The organism is Pseudomonas sp. LP_7_YM (assembly GCF_004364435.1).
GTDB lineage: Bacteria > Pseudomonadota > Gammaproteobacteria > Pseudomonadales > Pseudomonadaceae > Aquipseudomonas.
The window spans coordinates 15436-32585 of sequence record NZ_SOCT01000019.1 but is presented as its reverse complement, the minus strand read 5'-3'; the positions used below and the strand labels follow the sequence as shown (position 1 = coordinate 32585).

The 17150-nt window shown below is 57.7% G+C and carries 16 protein-coding genes and 2 pseudogenes; 15 read left to right on the top strand and 3 right to left on the bottom strand.

Going from position 1 to position 17150, the window contains the following annotated elements:
- Positions 1 to 26 precede the first annotated feature (26 nt).
- The 8 genes and pseudogenes from tagF to EC915_RS23740 form a co-directional block, all read left to right on the top strand.
- On the top strand, positions 27 to 953 hold the full coding sequence (gene tagF / locus EC915_RS23780; RefSeq protein ID WP_133752926.1) for a type VI secretion system-associated protein TagF: 927 nt from the start codon (positions 27 to 29) through the stop codon (positions 951 to 953).
- Positions 950 to 3445 carry a type VI secretion system membrane subunit TssM gene (tssM, locus tag EC915_RS23775; RefSeq protein WP_133752925.1) on the top strand — a complete coding sequence of 832 codons (2496 nt, stop codon included), beginning with the start codon at positions 950 to 952 and terminating at the stop codon, positions 3443 to 3445. Before tagF ends, tssM begins: the two co-directional genes overlap by 4 nt.
- Before the next feature lie 162 nt (positions 3446 to 3607).
- Positions 3608 to 4126, top strand: a complete 519-nt coding sequence (locus EC915_RS23770) for a type VI secretion system tube protein Hcp (protein ID WP_133752924.1) — start codon at positions 3608 to 3610, stop codon at positions 4124 to 4126.
- A gap of 101 nt (positions 4127 to 4227) precedes the next feature.
- Positions 4228 to 5328, top strand: coding sequence for a type VI secretion system protein TssA (tssA, locus tag EC915_RS23765; RefSeq protein ID WP_133752923.1), 1101 nt, complete (start codon positions 4228 to 4230; stop codon positions 5326 to 5328).
- A gap of 104 nt (positions 5329 to 5432) precedes the next feature.
- On the top strand, positions 5433 to 5861 hold the full coding sequence (locus tag EC915_RS23760; RefSeq protein ID WP_133752922.1) for a DUF2628 domain-containing protein: 429 nt from the start codon (positions 5433 to 5435) through the stop codon (positions 5859 to 5861).
- Positions 5862 to 5956: 95 nt separating this feature from the next.
- Positions 5957 to 6118, top strand: a pseudogene (locus EC915_RS23755) (RHS repeat-associated core domain-containing protein); the annotation flags it as partial.
- A 95-nt stretch (positions 6119 to 6213) separates the two neighbouring features.
- A complete protein-coding gene (locus EC915_RS25740; RefSeq protein WP_133752920.1) occupies positions 6214 to 6456 on the top strand; it encodes a TNT domain-containing protein in 243 nt (80 codons plus the stop codon).
- Positions 6457 to 6701: 245 nt separating this feature from the next.
- A pseudogene (locus EC915_RS23740) lies at positions 6702 to 6884 on the top strand (transposase domain-containing protein); the annotation flags it as partial.
- Here the strand turns inward: EC915_RS23740 and EC915_RS23735 are convergent.
- Complete coding sequence (locus EC915_RS23735) at positions 6871 to 7503, bottom strand: VOC family protein (protein ID WP_133752919.1); 633 nt, start codon at positions 7501 to 7503, stop codon at positions 6871 to 6873. The pseudogene EC915_RS23740 and the gene EC915_RS23735 sit on opposite strands and share 14 nt — an antisense overlap.
- A 618-nt stretch (positions 7504 to 8121) precedes the next feature.
- Here EC915_RS23735 and EC915_RS23730 point away from each other — a divergent pair.
- The 3 genes from EC915_RS23730 to EC915_RS23720 all read left to right on the top strand — a co-directional run bounded on the left by EC915_RS23730 (position 8122) and on the right by EC915_RS23720 (position 10707).
- Positions 8122 to 8817 carry a sulfotransferase family 2 domain-containing protein gene (locus EC915_RS23730; RefSeq protein ID WP_133752918.1) on the top strand — a complete coding sequence of 232 codons (696 nt, stop codon included), beginning with the start codon at positions 8122 to 8124 and terminating at the stop codon, positions 8815 to 8817.
- Positions 8810 to 9472 carry an adenylyl-sulfate kinase gene (gene cysC, locus EC915_RS23725; RefSeq protein WP_133752917.1) on the top strand — a complete coding sequence of 221 codons (663 nt, stop codon included), beginning with the start codon at positions 8810 to 8812 and terminating at the stop codon, positions 9470 to 9472. The genes EC915_RS23730 and cysC overlap by 8 nt, the downstream gene beginning before the upstream one ends.
- Positions 9473 to 9576: 104 nt before the next feature.
- Complete coding sequence (locus EC915_RS23720; protein WP_133752916.1) at positions 9577 to 10707, top strand: mechanosensitive ion channel family protein; 1131 nt, start codon at positions 9577 to 9579, stop codon at positions 10705 to 10707.
- 224 nt (positions 10708 to 10931) lie between these two features.
- Here the strand turns inward: EC915_RS23720 and EC915_RS23715 are convergent, their stop codons facing one another.
- Entirely contained in the window at positions 10932 to 12419 is a 1488-nt protein-coding gene (locus EC915_RS23715; RefSeq protein WP_133752915.1) for a YdgA family protein, read from the bottom strand.
- 246 nt (positions 12420 to 12665) lie between these two features.
- Here EC915_RS23715 and EC915_RS23710 point away from each other — a divergent pair, with 246 nt between their 5' ends.
- Positions 12666 to 13358 carry an HAD-IA family hydrolase gene (locus tag EC915_RS23710; protein WP_133752914.1) on the top strand — a complete coding sequence of 231 codons (693 nt, stop codon included), beginning with the start codon at positions 12666 to 12668 and terminating at the stop codon, positions 13356 to 13358.
- A 30-nt stretch (positions 13359 to 13388) separates the two neighbouring features.
- Here EC915_RS23710 and EC915_RS23705 read toward each other — a convergent pair whose 3' ends face one another.
- Positions 13389 to 14282, bottom strand: coding sequence for a LysR family transcriptional regulator (locus tag EC915_RS23705; protein ID WP_133752913.1), 894 nt, complete (start codon positions 14280 to 14282; stop codon positions 13389 to 13391).
- A gap of 309 nt (positions 14283 to 14591) precedes the next feature.
- On the opposite strand from EC915_RS23705, the gene EC915_RS23700 reads away from it, so the two are divergent.
- The 3 genes from EC915_RS23700 to EC915_RS23690 are packed head-to-tail and all read left to right on the top strand — an operon-like array spanning position 14592 to position 17106.
- A complete protein-coding gene (locus EC915_RS23700) occupies positions 14592 to 15476 on the top strand; it encodes an amino acid ABC transporter permease (protein WP_133752912.1) in 885 nt (294 codons plus the stop codon).
- A gap of 21 nt (positions 15477 to 15497) precedes the next feature.
- Positions 15498 to 16262, top strand: coding sequence for an amino acid ABC transporter ATP-binding protein (locus tag EC915_RS23695; protein ID WP_133752911.1), 765 nt, complete (start codon positions 15498 to 15500; stop codon positions 16260 to 16262).
- A 22-nt stretch (positions 16263 to 16284) separates the two neighbouring features.
- The gene (locus EC915_RS23690; RefSeq protein ID WP_133752910.1) at positions 16285 to 17106 is read left to right on the top strand and encodes an ABC transporter substrate-binding protein; all 822 of its coding nucleotides are present in this window, start codon (positions 16285 to 16287) and stop codon (positions 17104 to 17106) included.
- The last annotated feature ends 44 nt before the right edge of the window (positions 17107 to 17150 follow it).

Here is a 17150-nt window from a genome sequence, read left to right as displayed (position 1 = left end):
CGGACCCAGCACCCAGGGAGCGACCAATGATCGGCTGCTTCGGGAAAATACCGGCCAGCGCCGACTTCGTCAGCCTGCATGGCGCAGCTGATGAGGTTTGCGAGTTCGACGGCTGGCTTCAGACCTCACTGGCGGCCATTCATCCTCGTGATGACTGGCGAGCGCTGTTCGACCGCCTGCCGGTGTGCTTTTTTTCCTACCGGGCACGCTCGGGCAACTGGCTGCTGGGCGGCCTGATCAGTTCGATGGACTCAAGCCATCGGCGCTATCCCTTCTTCATCTTTCAGAAGGTGAACGCGGCGCAGAGCGAGCCGCTGATCAATCCGTTCACGCTGAGCGAACTGTTCTGTGCGCAGATCAAACCGCTGTTGCATCGCGGCGTGCAGGGTGAGCATCCCACCGTTCTGTTCGAAAAAATCAAGGCACTGCGACCGTTACAGGGCCAGGATTTTTCGCTATTCCGTCAGGTGCACGACAAATTCCTGCGCAACTTCAATCTGCGGGACATCGCCGATGCGCTGAAGAACTCGTACCCCGAATTCATCACTAATGCGGCGCTGACCCGGCTTCACGCATTGCGTCGACAGTTGCGACATACGGATGCACTCAGTATCTCTCTGCCGCTTCCCGCCGAACGCGGATTGAAGAATCCGACCGCCGATCTGTGGGTCGATTTGCTGAGGCGAATGAGCATAAGTCGCGCCTCCCCTAGCGTGAGTTTGCTGGCAGACGATTTCATGCGTCCAAAACTGTTTTGCTTCCCCTCCAGAAGCAATCCAGGCATTTATGCCGCACTGACGGGTAACCGCGACCGCACCGAGAATTACGACGTATTGGCGAACTTCGGGGCGTTCGACGAACACCACCAATCGCCTGAGTTTCCAACTGCCGAAAGCCCCCTTTATGACGTCATCGACCGCTTTGTCGACGCGCCGGATGTGAAGTCTGTATGAACAAGATCAAGTATTACTTCCTGCGTTACCAACCCTACGTTCTGGGGATCTGCTTCTTCCTGATGATCTTCATCGTCTGGTCAATCGGTCGCGCATTGGGCTTCGATTCGCTGAACAGCCTGCTGGCGGGCATCGGGCTGTTTCTGCTGCTTTCGGCTGGTTATGTTCTGCTGCTGTACCGGGGCGCTTCGCGGCATCCCAACCTGGAAGGTTTGTTGCGCGAGGACGCCGATCAGGCGGTGCTCAATGCAAGCCCCGCCGACCGCGAGGAAGTCAGCCTGTTGCGGGAGCGGCTGCTGCAAAGCATCGAGCGTCTGCACAGTAACAAGCCGCGCGGTACCAATGCGAAGGACGCGCTTTACGCACTGCCGTGGTATCTGGTGGTGGGTCAGTCGGCGGCTGGTAAAAGCACCATGCTGTATCAGTCCGGCCTGAATTTTCCCTACGCCGAACGTGAAGGCGTTCGGGTCGCAGGGCTGGGTGGCACACGCAACTGTGACTGGTTCTTCAGCTCGGAAGCGGTCCTGCTGGATACCGCCGGGCGGTACATGAACAACCAAGAGGAAGCGGGCAAATGGCGCGCCTTTCTCCAATTGCTGCGCCAGCATCGCCAGCGTCGGCCCCTCAACGGGCTGATCGTGACGGTGAGTATCCACGACATCCTGCAAACATCGCTTGAGGATCAGGAGCGCTTGGCCAAGCGTTTACGCGAGCGCATTCAGGAAACCTACTCGCTGCTCGAAGTACGTCTACCGGTCTATCTGGTCTTCACCAAATGTGACCTGGTACCGGGCTTCAGCGCGTTTTATCGCCGACTGGACGAAGTGGCCCGCGGCGAGGTCATGGGCAAAACCTTCACGCACAAGGATTACGAAAAAACCGACTGGGGGCAGCGCTTTGCCGTTGCCATGGATGAGCTCATTCGTTATTGGCAGGATGTAGCCAGCCAGCAGCTGGTTTTGCAAGATATCCAGATCACGCGTCAGGATTCGGCCGTGTACCGATTCCCCCTTGAACTGGCAGCCCTCAAGCCCAGATTGCAACTGTTCGTCGACGCCTTGCTGCGTGCCAACCCTTATCAAAACGCCGAGCTGCTGCGTGGCTTCTATTTCACCAGCGCACTGGATGCCGATGCGCCGGAACTGGGCAGCCACACCCGCCAGGTCAGCGAACGCTTTTCCCTGGAAGCCGAGCAAACGGCCACCGGTATCGACGCGCAGCCGCAGCCGCTGTTCATCAACAGCCTTTTCCGTAAGGTCATCATCCCGGACCAGCATCTGGTCGCGCTTTACACCACCAATTTCCGTGAACGTCGCCGCAAGGCCGCGTGGGTAGGTGGCGCGAGTCTGGTGGCGTTACTGCTGTGCAGTTTGTGGGGCTGGTCGTATTGGAACAACAAGACTGTCATCGAGAACATCTCGACCGAGTTGACTGCTGCTGCGGCTCAGGACAAGTCCAATACGCAACAGTACACATCCTGGCAGACCCTGGACCGGATGCGTTTCTGGACCTCCGATTATTACGCGCAGCATCACGATCAGGGCGTGCCGGTGCGCATGCGTCTGGGCCTGTATCAGGGCTACAAGATCGAGCCCGTGCTGCGCAGCCGCTACTTCAGCAGACTTGAAACGGTGATGCTCAAACCCACTGCAGACAACCTGACTCGCTCGCTGTACCTGCTGACCACGATCAAGGTCTATCAGCGCAATGCCAAGGACTTGATGCCGATAACGAATGTCGACAGCGTTGAACCACGCGCGCTGCCAGGCGACAACCGCGCTCACTCGATCGCCGACTTCGGCAAGGCCACCCTTGAGACCTACGTGATGCTGTCGCGGTCGCAACGCGAGAAAGCTGATCCGGCGTTCCTCAAAGCGAAGATCCCCGATTATTGGTATCCGGCCATCGCCCGGCAGACAGGGAAGACCATGACCGCAGCCAGCGTTGCGGTGAATTCGGGAACCGATTACGAATTGGCCAGCCGCCAGGTCAACTTCTACAACGATCAGATCCATGAGCCTGACGTGCCGAGGATTCTGGATAACGCCTTCCTGGTTTCCAGCTCGCGCAATTACATCAACAGCCTGCTGTCGCAATCGCTGCGTTCGATCGAAACGATCACCCTGGAGTCCGACACATTGTTCGCCTTCGCACGCGCCGATTTCCAGAGCCTGAAAACCGAGGGCCAAAGCCAGCTGAGCGCCATCGCCGGCAAGCTGCTGAGCACCCCCAACATCGGCAAGATCATCATCGCCGGACACGCAGACCAATTGGGTGATCCGCAAGGCAATATGCAGGTGTCCAAACAGCGCGCCCAAACCATCAAAACTTACCTGGTGGGCAAGGGTGTGCCTGCCGAACTGGTCGATGCGATAGGAGAAGGCAGCGAAAAGCCTTTGGTCAAATGCGACATGCAGCTGCCAAGGGCGCAGTTGATTCAATGCCTTGAACCCAATCGACGGGTAGAAATCGAAGTGCGCGCGCTCAATTGACGCGCGTCACACCAAGAAACCGGCGCCTGGACCTCTGAGAGCGGAGATACAGGCAGCGGCAACAGACCTCTCTTGAAGCTTCAAAGAGGTCGAATCAGGGGGGCTGTGATCTGGCCGCTGGTAAGGCTAGCCCTCAAAATGTAAGAAATGGAGAATCAAGAAATGGCATTTGACGCATATATTCAGATCGACGGCATTCCAGGTGAAGTACTGGATGACAAGCACAAGGACTGGATCGAAGTGCTCGGCTACGAGTACGGCGCCACACAAGCGACTTCCGCTACTGCCAGCTCTTCGGGCGGTGCGTCGTCCGAGCGTGTTGCACTGAGCGACTTCAGCATTCGCAAGGCCGTCGACAAGGCCTCTGCCAAGCTGTTCGAAGCATGCTGCAAAGGCACTCACATCGCCAAGATCCAGCTGAACGTCAACCGCGCCGGCGGCGACAAGTTGACCTACCTGACCATCAACCTCGAAGAAGTGGTTGTGTCCTCGGTCAAGGCCGTCGCCGGTGGCAATCAGGACGGTGAAGACAAAGCCGTCAGCGACCTGCCGATCGAAGAGATCAGCTTCAACTTCGCTCGCATCAAAACCACCTACACCCAGCAGAGCCGTGCAGATGGCCAGGGTGGCGGTAACGTGACTGGCGGCTGGGACCGCACAGCCAACAAGGTTTTTGCGTAATCGATTAGTCGACATGGGCCGCCGCCATTCGCGGTGGCTCGTATTCAACACCATGCCGAAGCAATCGGCGTGGTGTTCTTTTATCTATTCCCGAGTTGACCATGTCTGAATTTCTCAACGACCTTTCACTGACCGAACTGACAGCGCCGATCAACGGAGGAAGCGGCGAAGACATGAGCTTTTCCACGCTGTTCGACAATGTCAAAGAGGCTCGTCGAGCAGACCCTGACTACCTGACCCAAGGTGATTGGCAGACCGATCTGAAGTCGTCGGATTGGGACCTGACCATCACCCTGGCTGCACAGGGGCTTGCTCAGCAAAGCAAGGACCTTATGCTCGTCGCTTGGCTCAGTGAAGCCTTGGCGCACCGTTATCATTTCGTCGGCATCACATTTGGCCTGACCCTCGCCGAAAAAATTCTGCAGCAATTCTGGGACGATCTTTTTCCGCCTCTTGATGAAGGTCTCGAAGAGCGTGCTGCACGGTTAGCCTGGTTGAAAACCACGCTGGCAGACGTGGTCGGCGGCTTGCCGATCACCCAGGGCGACAAGTTCGGCCTGTTGCGCTACGACGAGTCCCGGCATATCGAGAACCTAGCCCTGCAAAATCAGCAAGCCATGCGCACCGCCTTGGACGAGGGCAAGATCAACGCTGAAATCTTCCAGCGTTCGGTGGTACTGACCGACACCGAGCACCTGTTGCTCAAGGCCTCGGAGATCACCGACAGCCTGCACGCCTGTCGTCAACTGCAAGCCACTGCCAACCAGCTGTTTGGAAGCGAGGCGCCCAGCTTCGCCGCACTGAGCGAGATTCTGGCCCGAGCTGCGCAGCTTGCCGAGAAGCTGCTCAAGGACCGCGGCGTCGAGCTCAATACCCCCGAGCCGCCAGCACCATCCGAACCTGCGGCTGAAGTGGCCGATCAACACACTGCGGGGCCAGCCCTGAGCACGACCGTCAAAGACAACGCGTCGGCACCGCTGCGCACTGCCCCGCTGACCCGCGATGAGGCATTCACCATGCTTGCCGGCGTCGCCCAGTTTTTCAAACAGACCGAGCCACAAAGCCCTGTGCCCTATCTGATCGAACGCGCAATCAAGTGGGGCAACATGCCGCTCGAAGGCTGGCTCAACGACGTGATCAAGGACAGCAACGTCGTAGACAGCATCCGTGATGTGCTGGGTACCAAAGAGAAAAAATCCTGAGTGGTGATCGACTATAGGACCTGAATCTGGAGGAATAACGCCGAGCGGCAAGATGAAGGGAGTTACCGGAAGAAACCATTAATGGAAAAGAAAGGACAGCAATCATGAGCACCACAGAACAGCTTCAAGGCACGAGTAAACACAGCGCCAAATGGCAGGAACGTTTCAACTTTTTCGAAACCTATGGCGCACCAAATGACCCCCGATACAAGCAAGCACTCAAAGCAATGCCTACCATTGGCAAAAAGTTCTTGATCAATAGCAACATCATCGCATTCTTCTTTGGTCCGATTTACCTCTTCGTGCTTGGCCTCTGGAAAAAGAATTTAACCCTTTTGGCCTGCATGTTCTTAATCTATGCCGCGCTGACGGCGATCTTTGCAATCTTGGGCGTTCAATTCCCAAGCGCTTTGAACAATGGCTTGGGTTTCGGTTTTTCTATGGGCTACGCCATTGTCACGAACTACGCCTATTACCTTAAAGAGGTTAAAGGTGAGCAGGGCTGGAGCCCGTTCAAAGGTATGCGCTTTTAAGCTGAGAATGTTTCGACTACGCCGTCCGGTCTCATTGGTACGAGCGCGTATGACCTCGAGCCATATGGCATGACGCAGGGGTGATCGCAGCACCAGGCCAATACCTCGATCGCGAGACAGGCCTGCGCTACAACACCTTCAGGTTTTACGATCCGGATATCGGTCTGTTCACCAACAAGGACCCGATTGGTCTACAGGGCGGCTTCAAACTGTATGCGTACGTACCTAACCCGATGGCTTACGTCGATCCACTCGGTTTAAGCACTGCGCTGATTCCCTATTGGCCACCCAACCTTGGGCGCTCGGCCCCATCGATATCATCACCTTGAGCCGGGCTCGACCCAGCCGGTGCATGCACCGTCCCCGTCGGCACTCCTACAGCATGCGCGCGCTGGCGCCGGGCACGCATCTCAAGCCTCACACGGTTTATGAGGTAATGAAGCCTCTTCCTAACGTATCTTCCAGCAAAATCGCGCCGTGGTTCGCTGAACTGGGTTATGGGCGGCAGTTCGAGTTTGATAAGTCCGTCCAATCCTATATCGACTCAGGACATTTGAGAGAAGTCAAAAAAGGGGGCAAATGTGGATCGCCATGAGTTGGCCCAGCGCTTGAAAAAAATCCAGGCGCCTGCCGACAGCTACGGCATCGGCGAAGTCAAAGACGAAGCGCTATGCATCATCGAGGAAGGCCAGTGGTAGATTTTGTACAGCGAGCGGGGTCTGCGCACCGAAGAACAACGTTTCGATGACGAAGACAGCGCCTGTATGGCTTTTTTGCAGCGGCTGAAGCACATGCTGGGGCTCGGCTAAAGCGGCCGCATTCTGACCTGATTAGGGCCGGTCGCTGCGTAGCGGTAAACGGGCGGCGGCGATCTGGAGTTTGATCCAGCTGGCGCGTATGAATGGGCATGATCCGCATGCCTATCTCAAAGATGCACTCATGGGGCTTCCGACGCAGCGCGCCAGTGAGATTGATCAACTGCTGCCGCATCGATGGTGCGAGCTATGGCCTATAAATTCCTGAGGCCACTTGGAGTTTCGATACAGGAAACCAAGCGTGACGCCTCAATGCTATCGCACCTATGAAGTCGAACTGGCCCGGAAAAATTCATGGCCGCAAGCAGGTGGTTAATTCTCTCTGGCGCAGGATGAAAGATATCGAGCATCTGTAATGAGCAGCCTTTATCTTCAAGCATCGCCGCAGGGTGCACCGGCTGTCCCCATTGGATAAGGCTGGGCGCGGCCCCCTCCAGAGGCAGTCTGCCGTCCGCTAAAATTGTAATATCCCAGCACAGCTCGCCTCGGCTCATGGGCTGCACCTGGCCGACCACCTCTGCGAATATTGGGTTAAGCGTTTTCAAGGTGTCGGTTTTAGCGACCCAATGGGCTAGACGAGGAGGCACGTTGTCTGGCAGCCCGTCCAGGCCAAACCACCGAGGCCGATCCGCAGGCAGGGCCGCTGGGTTAATAGCGATCACTTCTAGATAAGAATGTGTACCTAGCCGCAGCAGTTTGTTGTGGGTTCCCATAAGCGGATGGCAACCGCCTGGTTGAAGTTCCACACCCAGTTGCTGACTCACGAAGCGGGCACCCGCTTCCAACGTAGGCGCCACGATGACCAGATGATCCAGCGAAGTTTGCATAAGGGCCTCAATCGCCACAGGCGAGGTGTCAAAAGGGTATGCTCGTCGAACTGCTAGCCCCACCTGTAACCGTAGTGAGGTGTGCTGGCGACCATTGGCGTCGAAATTATCATCGGCCAGCCACTGCCCAATTAGAAGTTTGGTAGCTGGCCATTCTTCTGCAAGCTGTGCATACCCATCTGCCTCGTGCCATCTACCTTGATAACGTGGTGAGAAGCGATTCTGCCTATTTCAAGAGCGGTGGTATGCGGCTCGATGTCCCGGTATGTCACGGTTCTTTGTAATGCCGGTGTAGGCTTCGACACGCAGCGGCGTAGTTATGAAGGATCGGAGATCGATGAGTTTCGAGCCGTTCTCGATTATACGAGCTTAACGCAAATCTCCCCTGCCAGGTGCGAGCGAGGGCTAGAGAAATCCTGAGCCAACCAGTTACGTAATGCGCCGTAATTCACCTGTTGAATGCTTATGTAAACCAGCCCAAAAGTACCTGCCTTTATACAAAAACTTACAGGCCAATACATTAAAATCTGTCAACGTAAATTATTTGCAAAGTTCACCCATCTTATTGAACTCCCTGTAACCTGTGCTTCGCTCCATACCCGTTACAGGTCATCCCCCATGAACCATCTACTCTGGAAGTTATTTCCAAAGGCCCAGCGTGAGTTTCTGCTGGAGCGGCTTTCTGTCGTGGACCGTCAGGTGGTCAACAAGACGTTATCGCGCAAGGCCCGGTTCCCCGAGGCTTTCGACCATTTCGAATGCATTTTCATTCACGTCCCTAAATGCGCCGGCAGCAGCGTGGCGATGTCGATCTTCGGCGACACGCCCACCGGTCATTTGCCGCTCTATTGGTACGAGAAGCAGTTCAAAGAGCGTTATGAGCAATACTTCAAGTTTGGCTTTGTACGCGATCCATTACATAGAGCACTGTCGGCTTATCATTACTTATTACAGAACCCGCAACCCCGAGATAGAGCGGCTTTCGAATTGGTCAGCCGTTATTCCGGCTTCGATACGTTCATCAATGGCTGGTTGCACGCGGAGAATATATCGAAGCAAATACATTTCGCGCCTCAATACCATTTTCTGCAAAACACCATGGGCCACATTGCCGTGGATTTCATCGGGCGCCAGGAACATCTGGAATCGGATTTTACTGCGCTGTGTGAGCGTCTCGGGATCAGTGTCCCACTTCGCCACCTCAACCGCTCGTCCGACCCACGCCATCAAACCAGCGAGCTGTGCTCCGTTGCTTCACGCAAGCGGATCCGCGAGGTCTATGCCCGCGACTACGAGCTGTTTTCCTATGACTGACCCACGCTCCGAAGCGCGTCCCTTGATCATCGATTCACCGCTGACGGTCGGGCAGGTGCAGCGCGAGTCGCTCAAGCAGCAGCGCGCTTGTTGCGTCTGGTTCACCGGTCTGTCTGGTGCGGGGAAGACCACGCTGGGCAATCGACTGGATCAGACGCTGGTCGCCCACGGGCTGCACAGTTACCTGCTAGATGGCGACCGGCTGCGCCGGGGGCTTTGTCACGATCTGGGCATGAGCGAAGAAAGCCGGCGCGAGAATGTCCGGCGCATCGGGGAGGTCGCCAGGCTGATGGTGGATGCCGGACTGATCGTGATTGTCTCGGCGATTTCGCCCTACCGTTCAGACCGCGATGCCTGCCGACAGCATTTCGCCCAGGGCCAGTTCATCGAAGTTCATGTCAGCACGCCGCTGAGTGAGTGCATGCGTCGGGACGCCAAGGGTTTGTACCGTGCCGTGCGCGAAGGGCGGATACGCAACTTCACCGGAATCGACAGCCCGTATGAGCCGCCGCTCGAGCCTGAGTTCGTGGTCGACACCAGCGCCGGGTGCGGCAGCCTGTTCATCGATCAGCTGCTTTCCGTGCTCGTGGAAAACCGGCCGCGAGCCGGCGCCTATCCAGGCCTTATTGACTCACGCGCTCTGGCCCGCGGCTGACAGACCGTTGCCATTTCGGCGAATGTCCGATTGAGGGGGAACGTTTGGCAGTCTTGAGGGCTCACACCTCTTGTCTTTGAACCATCTCCCCGCGAGCGAACTGCATGGAACACATACTTCCGCAGGCCTGGCTCAATGCCCTGCCGTTACCCTGGCTGAACACCCTGATTGCCGCTACCGCCGCCGTGTGCTTCGCACTGTTGGGGCGCTGGATCGCGCTGGCGGGCATGCGCCGTGTGGCCCGATCCTTCGTCTTCGCCCAGCAACTGATATATCGCGCCGAAGCCCCGACGCTTTGGCTGATCCCTCTGCTGGCCTTGCAAACCGTTTGGACCTCCGCGCCTGATGATCTGATGCTGATCAGGGGCGTAAGGCATCTGAACGGCATGTTGGTGGTGGCAGGGTTCACCTGGCTGGCGCTGAGCTGCGTCAAGGCGATTGGCGAGGCGGTGGCGATCCGTAACCCGCTGGACATCGAAGACAACCTGCAAGCCCGGCGCATTCAGACGCAGGTGCGGGTGCTGGTGCGCTGCCTCAATGTGCTGGTGTTGCTATTCGGCACCGGTTTGATCCTGATGAGTTTCCCGCCGGTGCGGCAGATCGGTACCAGCCTTCTGGCCTCTGCCGGCCTTGCGGGTCTGGCAGCGGGTTTTGCGGCCAAGCCGGTGCTGGGCAATCTGATTGCGGGTTTGCAGATTGCGATCTCGCAACCGATTCGGCTGGACGATGTGGTGATCGTCGAAGGTGAATGGGGACGCATCGAGGAAATCAGCGGCACCTATGTGGTGGTGAAGATCTGGGACGAGCGACGGATGGTGATTCCGCTGCAGTACTTCATCGAGAAGCCGTTCCAGAACTGGACGCGCAGCACGTCGAGCCTAATTGGCTCGGTGTTTCTGTGGGTGGATTATGCGTTGCCGCTGGAAGAGCTTCGGGAAGAGGCTGAACGGATCTGCAAGGAAATTCCGCATCTGTGGGACGGTCGGGTCTGCGTGCTGCAGGTCACCGACACGACCGATAAAGCGATGCAACTGAGGGTACTGCTGAGTTCGGCGGATTCGTCCCGCAGTTGGGATGCGCGGTGCCACATGCGCGAGCGGCTGATCAGCTTCGTCGCCAAGCAATATCCGCAATGCTTGCCGCAGTTGAGGGCAGAGATGTCATCGCGCACCGTACAGCCCGAGCGCGACAGTCACGACGCGCCAATCGAGATCGCACGCCAGCCGCCAGTGTGATGAAGACGCCGTGAAGCTGTTGCCCCCCTCGCGATCGTCGTAGCCTCCGGTTGCTCCTACAGGGTTGGGGGGTTGCCACAGAGCGGGTGCCTAACGCTAGTTCGTGGGAAAGAGCGGGCCTGACTCCTGAGGCGAAGTCTGTGGCATAGAGACAGACTGTCGCCCTGCACAAACCCTGTGCGCGCGAGCTTGCTCGCCAAGGCTGTGCAGGGGCCAGAGCGATGTCATTTCCCGCCGATGAACATTCCTGCTTTACCCATCATGGCTGCGGCGAATTGCTGGGCGGTCATTTTCTCGCCGTTGAAGTCGACCACGTCATTGGCGTAGTGCACGTTGGAGACGATATTGTCGCCATCGACCTTGCCCAGTTGCAGCATAACGGCCATCCCGCCCACGGAGTCGGCGGCGCCCTGAGCCTGTTGCGCAATGGCAGCGTGGTCGGTTTGCCCGGCCAGTTTGGCTTGCAGGGTGGCGAGGTCACGAATCATCGGTTTGGACAGCACCAGCTTGGCGTCTGCCTGAGTGAGCAGCTGTTTGAGCAGCTCCGAACCTGCCTGATCGAAGCTTGTCGGGCTGCCCAGGTCCATCGTCAGGCTGAAATGGCTCTCACCGCTGGCGGTTTTCAGGGAAAGCTTTTCCAGTTCGATGTACGGCTTGGCCGCCAGCAGTTTGCTGAACTCAGCTTGCAACAGCGCGCGATCCTCTGCACTCAGCTGTGGCGTATACAGCTGCCCTTGGGCCAAGGCCGCCTGGGTCTGGGGCTCGATTTTTTCCTGATAGATCCGCAGCAGTTTCTTGGTTGAAGCGATGTCGATATTGGCGAATTTCCACAGCATTTGTGAAGACCCGATGTCCTTGCTATCAAAGCTGATGTTGCCGATGTCGTAACTCATCTGCGCATTGAGGCGCCCCTCTACCTCCTGCGACAGCGTGGTATAGGCGACATCCTTGAACTGCAAAGGTGACTGAGCTCCGGACTGTAGCGAGATCGAGGCCACCTTGGCGTCGTTGTGCCCAAGGAAGAAACCGGACTTGCCCAGGGTTCCGCCGCTGTTGAAGGTCAGGTCCTTGACCACCAATTGCACCGGTCCGTCCTGGGAGTTGGCGCTCACCTCGAGGCTGTTCAGCAAGCCGCTAGCTTCGAGTTTTTCGCCATCAGCGCTGCTCGACCCGTTAAGGGTTGCGCCCGAAAACTTGAACAAACCATCCTGATCGGTGAACTGGAACGGCAGGAATTCCACCCGGCCCTGGCCCGCGCGGTCGTAGCCCATGCTGAAGTGCCCGGTCACCGGTGGCTGCCCACTGGTCATGGCAAACCACTTCTCGGAAAACGCGTTCTTTTCCAGTGCCATGTTGCTGGCGGCCATCACCGGCATCAGGTTAAACGACTTCACCCGGCTCCACGGAAAAGGGCCGTGTTCGATGTTATCCACAAGCAGCAGCTCGATGGGCTGGCCCTCGTTGTACTGGGGATTCTGGAACGTGAGTTTGTAATGGGCGGTGCTGGTGAAAAAGTGACGATCCAGCGACAGCAGTTCGATGCTTTCGCTGCCTCCGTAGCTACTGAATGCGGTCTTGAGCTCCTGATTGCCCTGCTCGATAGCCTCACCGAGCACGCTTTCAAGGCGAGTCCCTGTGTACCAGGCGCCAGCGGTAATAAGTGCGCCGGCAACGATGACTACGCCTACGGCAATGTTGACTGATTTTTTCATGTGTCGACTCGAAGATGTCCGTTCTTGAAAGATGATGTCTTCCCTGATCTGCGCAATACCGGCACCGTCAACACGACAGCAGGCAGTACTTCGCGCCGTCCAGAGCCCGGCGAGGTTAGCACTTGGCGATGGCATTTGGCAGTCGTTGTGCCTTGGCGCCGTGCTCGTTCGACCATCAGCCGCGTCTAGCCAGAGCCTTTGCCAAGGCGTTAAGCTGCAAGCCAATCTGTAAAGGGGCTAGACGAAATGAGCGACGCGCAAAAGCCAAAAGGGCCGATCAAGGCGGTGATTTTCGACATGGACGGCCTGTTGCTGGACACCGAAGGCATCTACACCGAAGTGACCGACAGCATCGCCAAACGGCACGGCAAGACCTTCGACTGGGCGGTGAAACAGCACTCCATCGGGCGTGGCTCCCAGGACTTCGCCGAGTATGTGATCAGTGCACTCGAACTGCCGATGTCCGCCGAGGAATTCCTCACCGTGCGCCAGCCGATGCTCGACGAGCGCTTCCCCCATGCGCAGCCCATGCCGGGCGCAGAGGCATTGGTGCGACACCTCGCCAAACACAACATCCCCATCGCCGTGGGAACCAGTTCCTCGCTGCATTACTTTGGCGTGAAGACGAGCAATCACGGTTCGTGGTTCGAGTTGTTCAGGCACGTGGTGACTGCAGACCATCAGGACGTGACGGCAGCGAAGCCAGCGCCGGACATTTTTCTGGTGGCCGCCCGCAACCTCGGGGTCGACCCGAAAGACTGCCTAGTGTTCGAAGATTCGCCCTTCGGCGTTACGGCCGCCAAAAAAGCCGGGATGTACGCCGTGGCAGTGCCGGACTCGCACATGCCCGTCGAACAATACGCCCATGCGGACCTGATGTTGGGCTCGCTGGCAGAGTTTCCACTGCAGGATTGGGGATTGCCGGGGTATCGCGACTGATACGTCTTCGATGGCCCGGCTATTCGCCCGTCAAACCATTCGCTTCAAATCCACTCCCAACGCCTGCGCGAACGCCTTTACCAGTGGGCTGCGTGGGGCGTTGTGGCGCAGGATGAGGTTGAAGGGGGTACTGAGGTGAATGAAGTCGGGCCGTAGCGCACGTAGCTGGCCGTCGCGGATCAGCTGGCGGGCATAGTGCTCGGGCAGAAAGCCGATGAAGCGGCCGGTGAGAATCAGCATGGCCACCGCTTCCACTTGGGACGCCGACGCCGACTGACTGTCGTAGGTGACGAAGCTGGCCTTGTCGCGATGGAACAGCGGGTGCCCCACGCCGCAATAAGCGTAGCAGCGTTCCTCGTACAGCTCGAAATAATCGAACTCTTCACGGCGTTGATAGACCGGCACGATCCCGACGCTCAAGCGTCCCTCAACCACACCACGCTCTATTTCGTCGAGTTGCGAGGCATGCAATCGCAGTCTTACTTTGGGTGCCTCATCGTGCATTGTTCTGAGCGATGCAACTAGCGGCGAACGTTTATCAGACACCGTGTTGTCGATAACGCCAATACTCAAATCGCCAATCAATTCATTTTGCGCAGAACTAATCCGGTCGCGAAAAGAGTCGACCGAGGCGAATAATTCGATAGCCGCCTGATAGACAAGTTTGCCTTCTTCGGTCAGATGAAAGCCTTCCCGGCCCCGCGTGCACAGGCGCATGCCGATGCGAATTTCCAGGTCAGAAATCTGCTTGCTGATCGCCGCAAGTCCCACGTTCAGCTCGTTCTGCGCTGCACTGAAGCCTCCTGCCTCGACGACTGCCTGGAACACGCGTAACAGCTTGAAGTCCATCCCGCTGAGCGATAAAGGGGGGCGAATCCCAGGTTTGGGCGGCACGTTTCCAGAAGTGGAAAGTGGAGTTTCCATAATGCTTATTTACCTCGCCCGTCATATTCAACAGGCTTTGACCCACAACAAAAAAACATGCCCGATTGATAATAATGACCACACAAAATGGCGATTGGCAACCATCTGCACACTGCCCTGCTCAGTGATTTGACCGCTGATTAAGGGCGATAAACCTGACACTTCGATCAGGACGTTGTACCCGAATCTGCCCTCCACTCTCAGCCAATACCCAGCTTTGGATGCGTGCCCGAATACCCATCCACCGGCCGGATAATGAACTCGTTGTCATCGAACACGCACGGCCTGAATCCAGCTTCGGAGAGCACCATGAACCAGAACCAGAACCAGGCAGAGCGTCTGCAAGCCGAACGCAAGAAGGTCGAAAACGAGTTCGACATCACCCGGTACGAGCATGTGCCGCGTCGGTATTACGGGCGGATTTTCTTCGCCACCCTGATCGTCATCGCGCTGGCAGGGCTGGCCCGGGCTTTCGCCAACGGCCAGATCGAGTGGGGCTACATCGGCCAGTTTCTGACCTGCGAAGCGATTCTCTGGGGCCTGCTCAACACCATCATCATGTCGGTGCTGGCGATGCTGCTGGGCGTAGTGATCGGCGTGATTACGGCCATCATGCGCATGTCGGCCAACCCGATCCTGCGCTACGTGGCGATCACCTACACCTGGTTGTTTCGCGGTACGCCGCTGATTCTGCAATTGCTGCTGTGGTTCAACCTGGCATTGATCTTCCCGGTGATCGGCGTCCCCGGCCTGTTTCAGCTCGACACCGTGAGCCTGATGACGCCCTTTGTCGCTGCGCTGCTGGGCCTGAGTATTAATCAGGGCGCCTACACCGCCGAAGTCGTTCGCGCCGGCCTGCTGTCGGTGGACAGCGGTCAGTATGAAGCCGCCAAGTCCATCGGCATGCCGCGCTTACAGGCGCTGCGTCGGGTGATCCTGCCGCAGGCGATGCGCGTGATCATCCCGCCGGTGGGTAACGAATTCATCGGCATGGTGAAGATGACCAGCCTGGCCAGCGTGATTCAGTACTCCGAGTTGCTGCACAACGCGCAGAACATTTATTACGCCAACGCCCGGGTGATGGAGCTGCTGATCATCGCCGGTATCTGGTACCTGGCCGTGGTCACCGTGCTGTCGTTCGGTCAAAGCCGTCTGGAGCTGCGCTTTGCTCGCGGCGCCGGCAAGCGTTCGTAAGTCAGGCCCAGGAGAACACGCATGAGAAGCATCGTTAAAGCCGTCGGCCTGAACAAATACTACGACCAGTTTCACGCCCTCAAGGACGTCAGCATCGAGGTCGAACAAGGCGAAGTGCTGTGCATCATCGGCCCGTCGGGTTCGGGCAAGAGCACCCTGCTGCGCTGCGTAAACCAGCTTGAAAAGATCGACAAGGGCGGCCTGTGGGTCGACGGCGAGCTGGTGGGTTATCGCATCGTGGGCAACAAGCTGCACGAACTCAACGACGCGCAGATTGCCCGCCAGCGCTTGAGCACCGGCATGGTATTCCAGCGCTTCAACCTGTTCCCGCACATGACCGCGCTGCAAAACGTCATCGAAGGGCCGATTCAGGTCCTCAAGCGCTCGCCCAAGGAGGCCAACGAGGAGGCCGTCGAGCTGCTGGCCCGCGTTGGTCTGGCAGACAAGTGCCATTCCTATCCCGTCGAGTTGTCCGGCGGCCAGCAACAGCGCGTGGCGATTGCCCGTGCGCTGGCGATGCGGCCCAAACTGATGCTGTTCGATGAACCCACTTCCGCCCTCGACCCGGAGCTGGTGGGCGAAGTGTTGTCGGTGATGCGTGATCTTGCGCATTCCGGCATGACCATGATCGTTGTGACCCATGAGCTGGGCTTCGCGCGCGAAGTGTCCAACCGCATGGTGTTCATGGACAGCGGCCAGATTGTAGAGGCCGGTAGCCCCGAAGACATTCTAATAAGTCCACAAAACCCGAGAACCCAAAGCTTCATTTCTGCCGTTCGCACTTAAACCAGAACAAACGAGAACGACCATGAAAAAAATGCTCCTCCCCACCTTGCTCGCTAGCCTGATGTCCTGCGCTTGGGCCTTCGCCGACGTGCCCGCCAGTCTCAAGGACAAAGGCCAAATCACTGCGGCCATCGTGCCGAACTACCCGCCGATGGATTTCAAGGACACCAGCACCAACACGTTGACGGGCCTGGATGTCGATCTGGGTAACGCGCTGGCCGAGCGTCTGGGCGTGAAAATCATATGGCAGGAAACCGCGTTCGAGCAGATGGTCAGCGGCTTGGTGACCAAACGTTTCGACATCATTCTGTCGGGCATGACCGACACTGCCGAGCGGCAGAAATCGGTGACGTTTATCGACTACTTCGCCAGCGGCCCGCAGCTGTACACGCTGACCAAGAACGCCGAGCTTAATGAGCTGACCGATCTGTGCGGCAAGAAAGTCGGCACCAGCCGCCGCACCACCTGGCCTGCGGAAATCGCCGCGTGGAGCAAGGCGAACTGCGAAACGGCGGGCAAGCCGGCCATCATCGTCACCGGCTCCGAAGGCTCGGCCGACGCCCGCGCGCAGTTGCGCCAGGGGCGTCTGGATGCGGCCATGCAGGGCAGCGAAACCATTGCGTATCTGATGTCGCAGGAAAAAGACGCCTACAAGCCGATTGGCCTGGCGATCTCCAAGCAGTTCACAGGCCTGGGCGTAAGCAAGTCCAATCCGGAACTGGCCAAGGCCATTCAGGACGCAATGCAGTCCATGGTCGACGATGGAACATACGGCAAGATCCTTAAAAAGTGGGAGCTGGAGCAAGGTGCCGTGACCAAGGTCGGAATGGATCAGGGGAAGTAAGCGCAGCAGGCGAACGCGCTGGGGCAGGTGCACTGATGGCGGCT